Below are 15,863 nucleotides of genomic sequence, written 5' to 3'. Positions count from 1 at the left end.
CATTATTAGCCATAAAACGCTTCCTGTTTTCGAAGAATATATTCATCCACTATTTCCACGGGTATAGTATAAGAAGAAATCCAGATGCTTTAATATATGTATATGCCCCAAAGTTTTAATTATATGTCCATTGATTTTCTGTGTTAAAGTGAAAAAATGTAGACAATCACTCACAGAAATTGATTCTACCCTTGATCAGTAATTTTGAAGGTGGTGTTAATTTAACTATCCGGCGATATACAATCCTCAAATAAATTCAAAAAAGTAGTAAAGCTATTTGATAATTAGAAAAGAAAATTTAATTTTATAGTGTATTAGTATTGTAGTACACTATTTATGTAAGCAAATGTTTATTAGGTGGCTTAATCTATTCCCCATAATATTCACACGCCTCAACTTTTTCTTTTTCTGCTATGGAGTTAATTATCAGGAATATTTCTAAAACCTATTCCAATGGGGTGCAAGCCCTAAACAATGTAAATCTCACCATTCCCAGTGGAATGTACGGTCTCCTTGGCCCCAATGGTGCAGGCAAGTCTACGCTGATGCGCATCCTGGCTACCTTACAGGAACCAGATAAAGGAAATATTCATCTGGGTGGAATTGATGTGTTGAAAGAGAAAGAAGATGTGCGCCAGACGCTGGGGTATCTGCCGCAGGAGTTTGGGCTCTACCCTAAAGCAAAAGCAGAAGATTTGCTCGATTACTTCGCTGTGCTAAAAGGCATCACCAACCGGGCTTCCAGAAGAGAAGTGATAGAAGCCTTACTGAAACAAACCAATCTTTGGGAAAAGCGCCGGCAGAAACTTGGCGGCTTCTCGGGTGGGATGAAGCAGCGTTTTGGTGTGGCAGTAGCACTGTTGGGAAATCCAAAGTTGATGATTGTGGATGAGCCAACGGCTGGTCTGGACCCTGCCGAGCGGGTGCGGTTTTTAAACCTGCTCAGTGAACTAGGTGAGAATAGTGTGGTGCTGCTATCTACCCACATAGTAGAAGATGTGAGCGAGCTTTGTACCCGGATGGCCATTATCAATAAAGGGCAAATACTGCTGGAAACTGAGCCCTTAAAAGCAGTGGAGGGACTACAGGGAATGATCTGGCGCCGCATTGTTGAGAAGAGTATGCTACCGGAACTGGTGCGGGAGCACAAGATCATCTCTACCAAACTGCTAAGCGGACGAACAGTAGTCCATATCTACAGCGAAGAAAATCCCGGCAATGGCTTTGAACTGGTGGCCCCTGATCTGGAAGATGTATACTTTTCTACCATGGAAGGACATATTGGAAACTATAAACTGGAGATTGTACAATGAAGTTCTGGAAGATATTTAGTTCTGAGTTTGCCTATGGGGTACGGAGCATATCCACCTGGCTCTATTTCGCAGTCCTTCTCGTGTTTGCGATTGTTATGAACCTGCTCAGCACAACTAACGACGGAGTGTACGGTAACGCACCCTACTACATCGCGGGTCTTATGATAGCTGGCGGTCTACTCTGGCTTGTTATGGCCGCGGCTATCGCTGGCGAAGCAGCCGCAAGAGACGTACAAATGCGTATGCATCCTCTTACCTATACTGCGCCAGTTATGAAGCTTACCTACCTGTGTGGACGGTTTCTTGCCGCCTTTGCGGTGAATGCTGGTCTGATACTTTCTTTGCCGGTAGGTGTACTGCTTGCCTTTTACCTGCCAGGTATGGCAGCAGAAGTATTAGGTCCGTTCAGGTTATGGGCTTATCTGAGTGTCTACTTCCTGATTTTATTACCAAATGCTTTTGTAGCAACAGCTTTACAATTCACATTTGCAGCGCTTAGCCGCCGGGTGATGACAAGTTATCTGGCCAGCCTGCTATTAGCCTTCGTCGCACAAATCATCGCAATGGCAGTGGCACAACTTTTCGGGAACTGGGAACTGGTAAAATTGCTCGATCCGGTAGGTATTGTCGGTATTGTACGCAGCGAACTGGGAACATGGACACCAGCAGAGAAAAATACGCGGCTCATTACGTTGGAAGGAATGTTTCTTTGGAACCGCATTTTGTGGAGTAGTGTGGCTGTAGGTTCGTTGTTGCTTACCTACTACCGCTTCAGTTTTGCTCATCGGGAAACAAATAGCTGGGTAAGCCGCTTGAAACGGAGGCGGAACGTACAGGTCAACATCTCTGCCCAAACTTCTGTAATAATTGGATCAACAGCCATTTTGGTTCCCAAGGTCGACCGAACCTTCGGCTTTGTAACCTGGTTCCGTCAGACACTCACAATCGCTTCGGCATCGTTTAGACAAATAGCCAGGAATCCTGTAGGACTTACGCTGGTTGGTGCTATTGCTTTGGTCTCAGCCTTGTTTGGCAACCGAATTATGATGCAATTTGGGATTCCATTGCTTCCAACTACAGGGCAAGTTTTAGCCTACCTGGCTACTCCCGTAGGTAACATTAGTACCCCATGGGTTGTTATTCCGCTACTCATCCTATACTTCACCGGTGACCTTGTGTGGAGTGAACGGGATGCAGGCCTAAGTGAAGTTGCTGATGCAGCGCCGGTACCGGAATGGGCATTCTTAACTGGTAAATTTCTGGGCTTAGCTCTTATCATCATGGTATGGATGGCATTACTTATGACCGGAGGTATAGGGATACAGTTTGGCCTGGGCTATGATAAATTGGAGTTCGACCTGTACATACAGGCACTCTTTGGACTTCAACTCGTAGATTATCTCCTATTCGCCCTGCTTGCTTTTGTGGTACAAGTGGTAGTGACTCAAAAATATATAGGTTATCTGGTGGTACTTTTAGTTTTCACCTTTATTACTTTTCCTTCTACATTTGGGGTCGAACACCGAATACTCATTTTTGGAGCAGACCTTGGATGGAGGTACACTGATATGCGTGGCTTCGGACATGCCATCTGGCCTTGGCTGTGGTTTAAACTGTATTGGATAGCATGGGCTTTGCTGCTGGCAATAGTAGCCAGATTGCTTTGGGCACGGGGAAAAGAACAAGGCTTGAAATACCGACTGCAGGTAGCACAGCGCCGTTTCACAAGCACAACAACCTGGGTTGTAGTGATAGCTTTAGGGGTTTTATTTACCCTGGGAAGCTTCATTTTCTATAATACGAATGTACTGAATGAGTACCTGACTAGCAACGACATACAAGAACGGAAAGCACAATACGAACTGCGCTACAGCCGGTATAGAAACACCCTGCAACCCCATTTGATGGCTACAAAGCTGCACGCCGAGATCTACCCCGAAAAGCAGCAAGTTGAGATCAGGGCAGCGTATACATTGGTAAATCAGAATACAGTACCCATAGATTCCATCCACCTGGGAAGTATTTCGAGCATAGCGCCTGGTGAGGTAAAATTCAGCCGGCCAGTTGTGGACGCAGTGATTGATAAAGAACTGGGCTACTATATTTATGCACTGGAGCAACCACTACAGCCAGGAGATTCACTGAAAGTAAACTTTATAATACATTATCAACAGCATGGGTTTCATAATAATGGCACGAGCGCATTAGTGGTTGAGAACGGCAGCTACTTCACCAATTATGACCTGCTACCAGCCATTGGCTACCAACGCTATAGGGAACTTAATGATGCGGTCCTTCGGAAAAAGTATAAGCTTGCTGAGCGCCCTGCGATAGCTTCTTTGTATGATCGGGAGGTGCGTAATAAGCCATATGGCACAGATCAGAATACCTTTGAAGCCATTGTAGGTACGGCAACGGATGAGGTAGCAGTTGCGCCGGGTGCTTTGCAAAAAACCTGGACAGAAGGCGGGCGGCGCTACTTCCACTACAAAACAGATGCGCCTATCGGGGGTGAGTATGCCATCTTATCGGGGAAGTATGTGGTGAAGGAAAGCAGTTGGAATGATGTTAAGATTATGATTTACTATCACCCGGACCATACCCAAAATATAGACCACATGATGCGAAGTGTAAAAGCTTCGCTGGCGTATTTTTCTAAGCAGTTTGGCGCTTATCCTTATAAGCATTTCACAGTAATAGAACGTGCTGGTGCCGGAGGTGGAGCAAGTGCGGATGCAAGCATCGTATATTATGGAGAACAGTATCCCCTGATGAATCCTGATGATAGTCCCAGTGGCTTTGACCTTCCCTATTATATTCTGTCGCATGAAGTGGCGCACCAGTGGTGGGGACTTACCAGATTATCACCTGCAAATGTCGAGGGAGCCGGTGTTCTGATTGAGGGCCTTGCCGTATATTCCGGCATGCAGGTTCTGGAAAAGAATCATGGGGATGGTCATTTGCGGCAATATGTGAACTTTCTGCATTCCTTCTATGAAATGCCACGTTCGCTTGCAACCCCTTCTTTAATCAGGGCAAATGAAGATTTTTTATATTACCGCAAGGGTGGACTCGCCATGTATGCCCTGAGTAAGTATATAGGCAAAGAAAAGGTCAATGGTGCACTTCGGCATCTGCTCAATAAACATACTTCAGGAGAACTGCCCCTGCCGACTACCCTTGATCTCTATGATGAGCTACAAACGGTTACCCCGGATTCATTACATTACCTATTACACGACCTGTTTGAGAAGAACACGTATTGGCGCCTCAAAACAGAGCAATTGGCGGCAATACAAACGAAATCAGGCAACTGGCAGGTAACTTTGAAGGTGCAGGCACATAAAGTGGTGGTGGATAGTACGGGTTATGAAAAAGAAGTGCCGATGAATGATTGGCTGGAAGTCGGCATTTTTGAAGGAGGTAAAGGGCTAAACGAGCCACTTTACCTTGGCATGCACCAAATCCGGTCTGGTGAGCAGACAATAAAAGTGACAGTACCCCGAAAGCCAGTAAGCGGCGGTATTGATCCTAACTACCTGATGATTGACCTGAAATTGGAAGATAATATGATGCAACTGGATAGGTGAGAAGGCCAGATCTAAGAAAGGGTTTAAATTAACTATGTTTAGATATTGTTCGAATGTCAGCAATGCGTAAGTGAGCATTGGCAGTTTGCTTTATACGTAAATACTCTTTGACATACATCGATTAGCATTCATCCAAGCGATAATTCTTTTTTAGATAATTAGAAGATTTATAGGTATAAAGGTTCAATTTTTTATATCATCTGTCTGAACACAGTAGCCTTTCATTGGTTATCTATCTTCAAATCCTTATTTTTTGCTCATATTTCACATAAAACACTTATTTGTTATAAGGCTTCCCTGACACTTGAAGATCTACCTTTAATGGCAACCGATAGCCCCAAGAGATAGCTGAAATTAGCCGGAAAAGAGAAGCAATGTGAATACAATACACTAAAAAATAACATGCCCCTATGCAAAATTATCCGGAACATATTCCTCAACTTCTGGGCGAGATTTATCGGAATGAGTCACGCTTTGTGTTTGCTACCCTGATTCGCTTGCTTGGAGACTTTGACCTTGCAGAAGACGCTATGCATGATGCTTTTAAGGCAGCCCTTGAGCAATGGAGTGAAAAAGGCATTCCTTCCAATCCACGGGCGTGGCTTGTTTCCACAGGCCGCTTTAAAGCAATCGATTCTATCCGGCGTCAATCCAAATTTGACCCCTTGCAGCTACAACAAGTCCAGCGAATGGAAGCTGAGACTGCCGATCCTTCTAAACAGGTTGACAAAGAGATTGAAGACGATGTGCTCCGCCTGATCTTTACCTGCTGTCACCCTGCTCTGTCGCCCGATGCACATACGGGTATGACCCTTCGTGAGGTTTGTGATCTGACAACTGAAGAAATTGCCAGGGCTTTTCTCGTTACCCCATCTACCCTGGCCCAGCGGATCGTGCGTGCCAAGGCCAAAATCCGTGAGACAAACATACCCTTCGAAGTACCTCCGGAACAGGAATTGCCAGACCGGCTCGGGGCCGTACTCCAGGTTATTTACCTGGTATTTAATGAGGGCTATTCTGCCTCATCCGGCGAATCAGTAACACGCGTTGATCTTTCAAACGAAGCGATTCGCCTTGGGCGCCTTCTGCTCGATTTGCTGCCTGATCCTGAGGTGACTGGATTGCTTGGCCTCATGCTGCTGCACGAATCCCGCCGACATGCCCGCACCACACCGACAGGAGATCTTATTCTTTTGGAAGACCAGGATCGCTCGCTTTGGGATCAAGGTATGATAGAGGAGGGATTGTTGCTGACAGAAAGGGCATTTTCATCTAAGCGGGCAGGACCATATACCCTGCAGGCAGGCATTGCAGCGCTACATGCAGAGGCAAAGGGTCCCGATGTTACAGATTGGGCACAGATTGCCGGGCTGTATAGTTTGTTGTTGCGCATGAATCCCTCTCCGGTTATTGAATTAAACCGTGCGGTTGCCATCGCTATGCACAACGGTCCTGAAGCAGGATTGCAGTTGATCAATGCGATTCTTGAGCGCGGAGCGTTAAACGACTATCAACTGGCACACGCGGCACGGGCGGAACTATACCGGAAAACAGGCCGGACAAACCAAGCTCGGGCATCCTGGGAACGTGCCCTTGCCCTCGTAAAACAAGACCCTGAACGACGGTTTATCGAACGAAAACTTAGAGAACTGGGAAGGTAATTCACCAAAATGAAAAAAATAAAATTGTTTGTCGATTTACTCATCTGCTATTCGACTATTTGGTGAACACAAATAACTTATTCCCAAATAAACCATAACATAACATGACTGAAAACAAAAAGACCATTGAGAAAAACAACGAAGGTATGAAAATGACGCCAGTCCGGATTGACTATTTTTCCATCTCGCTTGACGGATATGGGCGCTATATCAAAGTGTTGACAATCCAATCGCTCCAGGAGTCATTGTAAAAAGAAAATAACAAACCATAGACAACCATAAAAAAGAACTATATGAGAAAAATAATTTCATTTATGCACATATCACTTGACGGTTTTGTAGCAGGACCCAACGGAGAAATGGACTGGATTAAAGTGGATGAAGAAATTTTTGATTATGTCGGGAAGCGGATAAGCGAAGGCGATACGGCTTTATATGGACGGGTAACTTATCAGATGATGGAAAATTACTGGCCAACTGCAGCAGACAAACCGGCAGCCACCAAGCACGACATTGAACATTCAAAGTGGTATAAAAAAGTTCGCAAAGTTGTTGTATCAAAAACAATGAAAGATGCCGGCTTGACGAATACAAATATAATTAGCGACAACCTTTCGGACAGAATAAATGAAATAAAACAACAGGCAGGTGAAGACATATTGCTTTTTGGTAGCCCGACAGCCACACATTCCCTAATACAACAGAACTTAATTGACGGCTACTGGCTATTTGTGAATCCCGTTATTCTTGGACGAGGCATTCCTTTATTTGCAGATATCAAAGACAAAATAAAACTAAACCTGTTGACTACCCGGCAATTTACCTGCGGAGTAACTGAACTGAATTACGTATTGGACAGACAATAATAACCAACCGCTTGTATGTGATAATATCGTATGAAGAGGTCATAGAAGGTCAATTTATCTAATCGGAGGCATATCACAATTCAGAGATGCCTCCGATTAGATAAAGCTAAACAGAACATGTAATAAATATACCTAAAAAGATCATTATGAAATACATTTGCCTTGGCTATATGAATGAACAAGTTTGGGAAACCCTATCAGAAAGCGAACGGAATACCTATACGGACGAGTGTTTTATCTATGATAATGAACTTCGGAAGAATGGTCACTTTGTAGGGGGAGAGGCGCTGCAAGGTGCCTTGAATACTACCACATTGAGGTGGAGTAGTGGTAAGATTTCCGTAACCGATGGCCCTTTTGCTGAAACCAAAGAGCAAATAGGAGGCATCATGATACTTGAAGCTACCGATCTTAATCATGCCATCCGCCTGCTGTCAAAGCATCCCTCTCTCCGCCTGGGAAGAGGTGGTTGTAGTTGGGAAATCCGGCCTGCCGCCGATCTGACAGCTCTGATTGAAGAGAGTGAAAGGCGAAGGAAGGGGTAGATAATCAGAAGTAAGGTTACAAAAATTCTGGTCAATAGAAACAGGAATTAGCTTAACTGTAGTAGCCACTACTTCCTCTTTTGGATAATTATTTAGCATGGAGATGGACTTTAAAATCAATAAAGTTTTCTTCTGGAGTCTGTTAGAAAAAATAAAGGTATTCTATCTATACTTCTTTAGTTTACTCTAGTCAGCATAAGCAGCCTGAAGTCCATTACCTGGGAGCCCGGAATTTGTAGTGCCTGTAAGGTTAAGTTGCCTCTGCCTTTTTCCAAATGGATAGTGCCCACTTTCATAGATCTGAAAGCTTGCTCATAAGATTCCATTCTCTCTACCCGGTCATTTTCCATACCTATCAGCGAGGGTTCCTGTGCCTGGGTAACTTTTCCCGCTACCTTGTTTTGATTAAAAGATAATTGAAAGGAAGAACCCACATCCTTTGCAGGACACGTATAATATACTTCTACCGTGTAATTACCAGTAGTGAGTACTTCTACCTCCCATGTGATGCGATCATCTAAACTTTTCCAGTTCGTAAAAAAGGAACTGTTGGGATACTGATTTGACCTTACTATACTACCATGCGGTTTGCCATCCCGGGCAGGCAATTGCGTATAGTTGAAATCTGAATGTCCAACAGGCAATGGCCGCTTATCATCGGTTAAGTTTGGGAGCATTTCAGCTTTCCAGCTTTCTACAGCTTTTCTTAACTGAGCGGCCATCTGTGGTTCTTTTGCCGAAATATCCTTTTCCTGTCCCGGATCATTTCTTATATTAAAAAGCTTCCCCTGGTGGTCTAAGCGGTATTGCTCATTTCTGACACTCACCCGGCCATCCCAATGAGAGAAAAGCAGACGCTCATTCCAGGATTGTGATTGTTGTAGCAACAAGGGCTTGAGACTTACGCCATCCAGCGGTTTTGGTGTCTGGTAAGGTATTCCCGCCAAATCTGCCAGTGTAGGAAATAAATCAATAGATCCGGCAATTTGCTCAATATGGGAGCCGGCGGCAATTTTCTCAGGCCATAGGATAATAAGCGGCGAGCGGATACCTCCTTCGTCTGTGGAGCCTTTTCGGCCTTTCATGCCTCCGTTCCATCGCCAGCCATTGGGCCCATTGTCACTTAAATATACGACAATGGTGTTTTTTTCAAGGTTTACCTCTTTCAGTTTGTTTATAATACGTCCCACATTCCAATCAATGTTTTCGCACATGGCTAATGCCGCCCGTGTAAAATTGATATCTTCTGCCTCAGCATCCTCTGCTCTCATTTGCAGTTCTTTATCTTTAAATTTATTCCACCACCGGTCAGGCACCTGCATGGGCGAGTGGGGAGTGTTATAGGGTATATATAGAAAAAAAGGCTTGCTTTTATTCCCGTCAATAAAACTCATCGCTTTTTCTGTCAGATCATCTGCGATAAAACCTTTTCCTTTCACCAGTTTTCCATTGTGCTCAAGTAAAGGGCTGAAGTAGTTTCCCCAATGGCCGGAGCAAAATCCGTAAAACTCATCAAATCCTCTCCCATTGGGATGATAAGGGTATTGCATGCCATTGTGCCATTTTCCATAAGCAGCCGTGGCATATCCAGCCTTTTTGAAAGCCTCGGCAATGGTAGTTTCGTCCAGGTTTATCCTCTCACCTCCTTCTGATGTACTATACACGCCAGAACGGGTATGATACCGGCCTGTCAGGAACTCAGCACGGGTAGGCGAGCAAACCGGACTTACATAGAAATGTGTAAATTGTACACCCTTTGCAGCCAGAAGATCTATATTAGGGGTATGTAGATTTTTGTTGCCGCTAAGACTTAAATCTCCCCACCCCTGATCGTCAGACATAATGATGATGATATTTGGCTGTTGGGTTGTATCTGCCTGCTTATGTGCTCTACTGCAACCTGAAAATGTGCCTGCCATCAGTACCAGGATACAAATAAGAATAATTAAGGATCTCATCAGACTGTTTTAAGTGTGTTGTAAATCTTTACATTATAGGTATTTTGACTTTTCTACCTTTACTATAGCTTTACATTGCCATGATTCCAATCAAGTTGAAAAGTCTTTTAAATTCGGAAATTTTAACAAAATCTATTTACCTATTCAATTATAAAAATAGAATTATTAACTTTTATTAGTTTAACTATGCTATGGTTTTTCCAATAAAAGGTACAATAAGTTGAGTTTGAAGAATGTATAAAATAATTTTAGACATTTGCCTCTCTCAGGTAACTGGTTAGCTAAGCCTACAAGATAAACAGATTTCTTTCTTAAAGTCTGTTCAAAAAATAGAGGGCTGCACAATATGTGATTGGCTCACTACATCCAGAGTCATAAGAATGCAAGCGTTGACACACGTAATCCCTTTGCTGATGATAGATTTTATTGACTCTTTTCAGATGCCTTGTGATATCCCCATTCTTTAACAAACTAGCTATGGCATTCTCCAGCAATTGTTATCGCTGCCTGTCCACTAAACATCGTAGGCGGGTTACCTGCTCAATCAGGTTCTGGGGAAGCCACCACCAATCCGGATAGCAGGAGCAATTGTTTTATTAAAGATCCCACATAGATGGGAAGCATTAGCCAAGTGAGAATAAAGAAAAGATGGACCCACTGCTTTTTCAGCCATCAGCATGATAGCAATAAAGCAGTAAGGCTACAAGGTAAAATATGGTTAATTGAAGGATATCAACAATAATTATATATTATTTATCAATGATGTTATAAGCTTGCTAAGATAGAAACCATAAACCTATGGTAATATATCATGAAAAAATAGAACAATATCTCAATAGTTCACATAATTTATTTTGTATATTGAGCAGCATATGGCAAACTTACTTATGCACCGGAGGGAAGCTCTGCAAAAGCTGGCTATCCTTTTGGGAGGAACACTATCTCTTCCCGCCCAGGCAGCATTACTGGGAGAAAAAATCAATTCCATCGCAATCGATATTCCTACAGATCAACAAGAACTTATCTCTGAGCTGGCTGACGTAATCATGCCTGAGACGGAGAATCCCGGAGCAAAAAAAGCTGGTGTCGGTAAGTTTATTGTCCGGGTAATCCAGGACTGTACAGCCAAAGAGGAACAGGATAAGTTTTTGCAAGGTTTGCAAAAGATTAACACGTTGAGCCAGACTACATATAGCAAGTCTTTTAATAAACTGGATCGCACGCAACAAAACGAAATCATGGGTAAAATTGCCAGACAGGAAAATGATTTCTTCAAGGGTTTAAGAGAACTAACTGTTGTTGGTTTTTTTACCTCCCAGATAGGCGCCACCCAGGTGCTGCAATACCTGCCAGTTCCCGGCAAGTTTCAAGGGGATATTCCTTTAGAACCCAGTCAACGAACCTGGTCTCTCTGAAAATGGCAGTCCTTTTATCTACCCTTAATTAAGAAAAATTCTATGTCAAATCTGAATATAAAAGCTGTTGCTGAAAATACCTACGATGCTATTGTTATTGGTTCTGGTGTAAGTGGGGGATGGGCAGCCAAGGAACTCACCGAAAAAGGACTCCGTGTACTTATGCTTGAGCGAGGCAGGCAACTAGAGCATGTTACCGGTTACACAGAAGCTATGCAGACTCCCTGGGAAAAAAGTGAGGCCGGAAGGCTGACTACTGAACTCAGCGCCAGGTTTCCGCAAGTATCTCCGGAAAGTGCCGTTAGACCAAGTATCTCCCCTTATTTTATGGAAAATTTTGACTCCACCTACATCAAAGAAAAACCTTTCCGCTGGGTAAGGGCAAGTGTGGTGGGTGGGAAATCCATCACCTGGGGCAGGCAGTCTTACCGCTTTAACGAGTTTGATTTTGAAGCAAATGCCAAAGATGGGGTTGGGGTCGACTGGCCGATGCGCTATAAAGATCTGGCTCCCTGGTATTCATATGTAGAGAAGATAGCCGGTATCTCCGGCGAAAAACTTGGTCTGCCTCAACTGCCCGACAGTGAATTTCTTCAGCCTATGGAGTTGTTCTATATTGAAAAAGAAGTACGGAAGCGGATCGAGCAAAGCTTCCCGGGCCGCACAATGACAGTGGGCCGGACAGCTAATCTATCTGAGATCAGGAAAATACATATTGACAATGGCCGGACTGCCTGCCAGTACCGCAATATGTGTATGCGTGGGTGCCAATATGGCGCCTATTTCAGTACGCAGTCTACTACCCTGCCTCCGGCCATGCGGACAGGCCGCCTTACTCTACGGCCGGATTCTGTGGTGACCAACCTGATCTATGATGCAAAGAAACAACGCGCCTCCGGTGTACGGGTGATTGATGCGGTAAGCATGGAAGAACGGGAATATTTTGCAAAAATCGTTTTCGTCTGTGCAAGTGCCATAGGCTCAACGGCTATCTTGCTAAATTCGCTGTCCGACCGTTTTCCGGAAGGCATGGGCAACGATTCTGGTCAATTAGGCCACAACCTGATGGACCACCATTTCCGGATTGGTGCAACCGGGGAGTGGGAAGGCGGACAGGACCGCTATTACTACGGGCGGCGGGCCAATGGTATTTATATCCCCCGCTATCGCAATATTGGGAATGACAAACGCGATTACCTGCGGGGTTTTGGCTATCAGGGCGGAGGGGGCCGGCAGGGATGGCAACGCAAAGTAGCCGAATATGCATTTGGTACCTCCTTGAAAGAAGAGTTGATGAAACCAGGTTTGTGGACGATGGGACTGGTAGGCTATGGCGAACACCTGCCACAATACCGCAACCGCATGTACCTGGACAAAAATAAAAAAGATGCACATGGTATGCCGATGGTAGTGTTTGATGTGGAGTATGGAGAAAACGAGAAAAAGATGCGGGTGGATATGCTCAATGATGCACAGGAAATGCTGGAAAAAGCCGGATTATCCAATGTTAAGCCCTATGATAATGGCTCAGTTCCCGGGCAATCCATCCATGAAATGGGAACAGCCCGCATGGGAAAAGATCCTAAGACTTCTGTCTTAAATGGGTTTAATCAAATACATGCCGTGAAGAATGTATTTGTACCAGATGGAGCCTGCATGACTTCTTCTTCCTGTGTGAATCCTTCACTGACCTATATGGCTATCACTGCCCGGGCTGCCGATTTCGCTGTTGGTGAATTAAAAGCCCGCAGGATATAAATGAAACTGCTAATTTTTGTTTACAAATAGGTTTCCTGTTTCTTTAAGTATTCTCTCATAAAGAGAAGAATGTAATCTTTTCTGCTGCCTCACATTTCTAAGAAACTCAATACTGAACCTGCAATCAAACTGGAAACCTGAAGGTTTCCAGTTTTCATAAGTATGTGGCAAAGAAATTTACTTACCATACTTATTTTAGCTTATAAATAGTGATCATATTAACTTCCTATTGTAGTAACTTAAAAAGATCTGGATTCTAATTCTGATCTCTTGCTAACCTGCGTTTGTAAGTGAGAACTCTTCTCGCTCAGAAAGATTCAATAAGAGAAGTGTCGTTTCCGACCTTGCATTGCAAAGTTATCCGATAATAGTTGCTGAATTTTGCCTGCCTATCACTTACTATTGCCTGCTTTGTTGTAGTATTCATGTTATGCAATAAAATCACCTGTTTCAGTCTGCCAATAACCTGTACTAAGGTCGCTTTAAGATAGCCACTCAGTAGGCGCCTTTCCAAACTTCTTCTTAAATGAATGCGAGAAATGAGATAGACTTTCAAAACCAAGTTCAAGATAAATCACCGATGGTTTTTTGTTTCTGTTTTCTATAAGATGCCTGGCTTCAGCCAATCTTTTTTCTTGCAACCAATGCCGAGGCGACATACCAAATGTTTTTTGGAAGTCACGCTTAAACCCCGCCAGGCTTCTCCCAGTTAGTTGAGCAAACTCTGCAACCGGAATATTGTAATGAAAATGGCTAAGCATAAATTTTTCCAGATCAATTTTGTAGGACTCCGAGAAGTCAAACAATAAGTTACGGAGCCTTGGCATGGTATGCAGCAGTAGTTTTACCGCTTCTTTCACTTTGAGAATTCCTATTTCATTCGTTAGTGATTCTACCGGATTGCGGACATAGGGCAGTACAGATTGAAAGTAGCCTTTCAAAAACTCATTTGCCGGAAGGAGGATGTTTGGTGGTCCTACATATTTCTGCAGTGTCTCTATATGTTCCTCCAGGGCAATTGTTCTGAGCAGTTCCTCCTGCAAGGAGATGACGATTGTTTCGTAATATTGATCGGGCTGCGGAGTTTTGGTGATCTGCCCCAGTTGATTTTTGCCAATCAACAACATTTCACCTTTGCTCATTGAAATTTTCTGCACGGATGTTTCCAATGTAAAATGTCCGGAAACCTGCAATACGAGGGTATGGTGTGTAAGGAAGCCGACTTTTTCCTTTCGCATAGCAGAGTTATAAGAATAAAAGATGACCCCGGGAATTATTTCAGCTGGATTCGTCATGATGTAAAGTTATAAAAAAGAGAGGGCACTTATGCCTCTCTTTTATCTTTGCAGATAAGTACTGCCAAGTATGGCACCTGATGAAAAATGGGTGTTAAGAGTATTCATCTCTTCCGGAGTAAAAACGATCTCCATCGCCTGGATATTCTCCGGCAAGCGAGATCTGCGGCTCATGCTCACCAATGGCATAATATGTTCGCCCTGTGCATTTACCCAGGCGATTGCGAGTTGTGTTGGGGTGAACCCTTTTGTCTTTGCCATCTGCTTTAACATTTCAACTTTTTCCAGGTTCCTTGTCAGGTTATCCCCCTGAAAACGCGAAAAATGGGCGTGGTAGTCATCGGCCGCAAGCGGCGCTTTCATTGTACCTGTAAGCAACCCTTCGGCTGTATTGGCAAAGGCCACTACGCCAATGCCTAACTCCTTGGCCGTTGGAAGCAGGTCGGTTTCTATTTGCCGGTCGGCGAGTGAATAGCCTATTTCCAGGGCTGTTACCGGATATACACTATGGGCTTTGCGGAGTTGATCTGCCGTGATCTCAGACACCCCAAGGTAACGCACCTTTCCTTCTTTGATCAGGTCGGCAACAGTTCCAATTACATCTTCTACCGGAACGCTGTTATCTAATCTGCATGGCTGATAAAGATCAATCGTTTCTATTCCCAAACGCACCAAAGAATAGTTGATAAAATTCTTGATGGCTATTGGACGCAGGTCCATACCCAACCATTGACCGTTATAAAAGATAGCGCCAAATTTAACACTAATGAAGGCATCCTCCCTTCTGCCTTTGATGGCTTTTCCTACCAGCAGCTCATTGTGGCCGCTGCCGTAAAAGTCTCCGGTATTTAAAAAATTGATGCCACTGTCTAAAGCCATCCCAATGGTAGCTATACTTTCGCTTTCGTCATTTACCGGGCTTCCCCAAACAGACGACATGCGCATACAGCCTAATCCAAGTTTAGATACAACTGGTCCATTTTTACCAAGAGTTATTTTTGTTATATTTTTCATGGTTTATATTTTATATATTATGATACAAAGATGGGCTTTATATCTGATGGCCAATTTCTTTTACGGCTCAATTTACTTGTCTGCATGGCTCATCTTGCTTTTTTAATTTAACCATAGTATTAAAAGCCTTCATTACAACCAGAGAGAAAAATGGCAGTTTCTATCTAAAAAATAGTTTTAAGGGCATAGTTGAGAAGGTTAGGCAGCCAGTCTTCAGCCATAGGTTAGTAAGAAAGATCAGGATCTTTTGGGCTTTAATTCTTCAGTTAATAGAAAGGGCGAAACTTGCAATTTGATTAAAATCCACTCATAGCTGTAACTAAAAAGGAGTAATCTTGGTTTGCTCCCATGATCAATCCTTAAACAGGAAACAGAGCCAAACCAAACAGCAACAAGCAAGCTAAAGACCTTTGCTCAGTTTACAACCATTCTGTAAACCGATTGTTTT

The 15,863-nt window shown here is 43.7% G+C and carries 10 protein-coding genes; 7 read left to right on the top strand and 3 right to left on the bottom strand.

Translation table 11 applies throughout. The annotated features are described in order from the left end of the window. The first annotated feature begins 413 nt into the window (after positions 1-413). From GXP67_RS35175 to GXP67_RS35155, 5 genes are all read left to right on the top strand, one after another. Entirely contained in the window at positions 414-1,313 is a 900-nt protein-coding gene (locus tag GXP67_RS35175) for an ABC transporter ATP-binding protein (protein WP_162447461.1), read from the top strand. Next, positions 1,310-4,903, top strand: a complete 3,594-nt coding sequence (locus tag GXP67_RS35170) for an ABC transporter permease/M1 family aminopeptidase (RefSeq protein ID WP_162447460.1) — start codon at positions 1,310-1,312, stop codon at positions 4,901-4,903. The genes GXP67_RS35175 and GXP67_RS35170 overlap by 4 nt, the downstream gene beginning before the upstream one ends. A 410-nt stretch (positions 4,904-5,313) precedes the next feature. Continuing rightward, the gene (locus GXP67_RS35165; protein WP_162447459.1) at positions 5,314-6,564 is read left to right on the top strand and encodes an RNA polymerase sigma factor; all 1,251 of its coding nucleotides are present in this window, start codon (positions 5,314-5,316) and stop codon (positions 6,562-6,564) included. Positions 6,565-6,878: 314 nt separating this feature from the next. Continuing rightward, positions 6,879-7,430: a dihydrofolate reductase family protein gene (locus GXP67_RS35160; protein ID WP_197901610.1), complete on the top strand. Its 552-nt coding sequence runs from the start codon at positions 6,879-6,881 to the stop codon at positions 7,428-7,430. A gap of 170 nt (positions 7,431-7,600) precedes the next feature. Beyond that, positions 7,601-7,975: a YciI family protein gene (locus GXP67_RS35155; RefSeq protein WP_197901609.1), complete on the top strand. Its 375-nt coding sequence runs from the start codon at positions 7,601-7,603 to the stop codon at positions 7,973-7,975. A gap of 176 nt (positions 7,976-8,151) precedes the next feature. On the opposite strand, the gene GXP67_RS35150 is transcribed toward GXP67_RS35155, so the two are convergent. Further along, on the bottom strand, positions 8,152-9,933 hold the full coding sequence (locus GXP67_RS35150; RefSeq protein ID WP_162447456.1) for an arylsulfatase: 1,782 nt from the start codon (positions 9,931-9,933) through the stop codon (positions 8,152-8,154). Positions 9,934-10,805: 872 nt separating this feature from the next. Between GXP67_RS35150 and GXP67_RS35145 the strand changes: the two genes are divergently transcribed. Both GXP67_RS35145 and GXP67_RS35140 read left to right on the top strand, forming a co-directional pair. Then, complete coding sequence (locus GXP67_RS35145; protein WP_162447455.1) at positions 10,806-11,348, top strand: gluconate 2-dehydrogenase subunit 3 family protein; 543 nt, start codon at positions 10,806-10,808, stop codon at positions 11,346-11,348. Positions 11,349-11,390: 42 nt separating this feature from the next. Then, positions 11,391-13,106, top strand: a complete 1,716-nt coding sequence (locus GXP67_RS35140) for a GMC oxidoreductase (RefSeq protein ID WP_162447454.1) — start codon at positions 11,391-11,393, stop codon at positions 13,104-13,106. Between the two features lie 482 nt (positions 13,107-13,588). Here the strand turns inward: GXP67_RS35140 and GXP67_RS35135 are convergent, their stop codons facing one another. Next, positions 13,589-14,344 (bottom strand): helix-turn-helix domain-containing protein, encoded by a 756-nt coding sequence (locus GXP67_RS35135; protein WP_232064782.1) that lies wholly within the window; start codon positions 14,342-14,344, stop codon positions 13,589-13,591. Positions 14,345-14,443: 99 nt separating this feature from the next. Next, positions 14,444-15,415, bottom strand: coding sequence for an aldo/keto reductase (locus GXP67_RS35130; protein ID WP_162447452.1), 972 nt, complete (start codon positions 15,413-15,415; stop codon positions 14,444-14,446). Positions 15,416-15,863 lie beyond the last annotated feature (448 nt).

It is taken from the genome of Rhodocytophaga rosea, from assembly GCF_010119975.1.
In the GTDB taxonomy this organism is placed as follows: Bacteria; Bacteroidota; Bacteroidia; order Cytophagales; family 172606-1; genus Rhodocytophaga; species Rhodocytophaga rosea.
Note: the sequence above shows the minus strand (reverse complement) of the source record. Positions and strands in the feature narration are given on the sequence as shown.

Coding starts and splice junctions, on each gene's coding strand:
- GXP67_RS35175 (WP_162447461.1), top strand. CDS start 414: ATGGAGTTAATTATCAGGAATATTTCTAAAACCTATTCCAATGGGGTG.
- GXP67_RS35170 (WP_162447460.1), top strand. CDS start 1,310: ATGAAGTTCTGGAAGATATTTAGTTCTGAGTTTGCCTATGGGGTACGG.
- GXP67_RS35165 (WP_162447459.1), top strand. CDS start 5,314: ATGCAAAATTATCCGGAACATATTCCTCAACTTCTGGGCGAGATTTAT.
- GXP67_RS35160 (WP_197901610.1), top strand. CDS start 6,879: ATGCACATATCACTTGACGGTTTTGTAGCAGGACCCAACGGAGAAATG.
- GXP67_RS35155 (WP_197901609.1), top strand. CDS start 7,601: ATGAATGAACAAGTTTGGGAAACCCTATCAGAAAGCGAACGGAATACC.
- GXP67_RS35150 (WP_162447456.1), bottom strand. CDS start 9,933: ATGAGATCCTTAATTATTCTTATTTGTATCCTGGTACTGATGGCAGGC.
- GXP67_RS35145 (WP_162447455.1), top strand. CDS start 10,806: ATGGCAAACTTACTTATGCACCGGAGGGAAGCTCTGCAAAAGCTGGCT.
- GXP67_RS35140 (WP_162447454.1), top strand. CDS start 11,391: ATGTCAAATCTGAATATAAAAGCTGTTGCTGAAAATACCTACGATGCT.
- GXP67_RS35135 (WP_232064782.1), bottom strand. CDS start 14,344: ATGCGAAAGGAAAAAGTCGGCTTCCTTACACACCATACCCTCGTATTG.
- GXP67_RS35130 (WP_162447452.1), bottom strand. CDS start 15,415: ATGAAAAATATAACAAAAATAACTCTTGGTAAAAATGGACCAGTTGTA.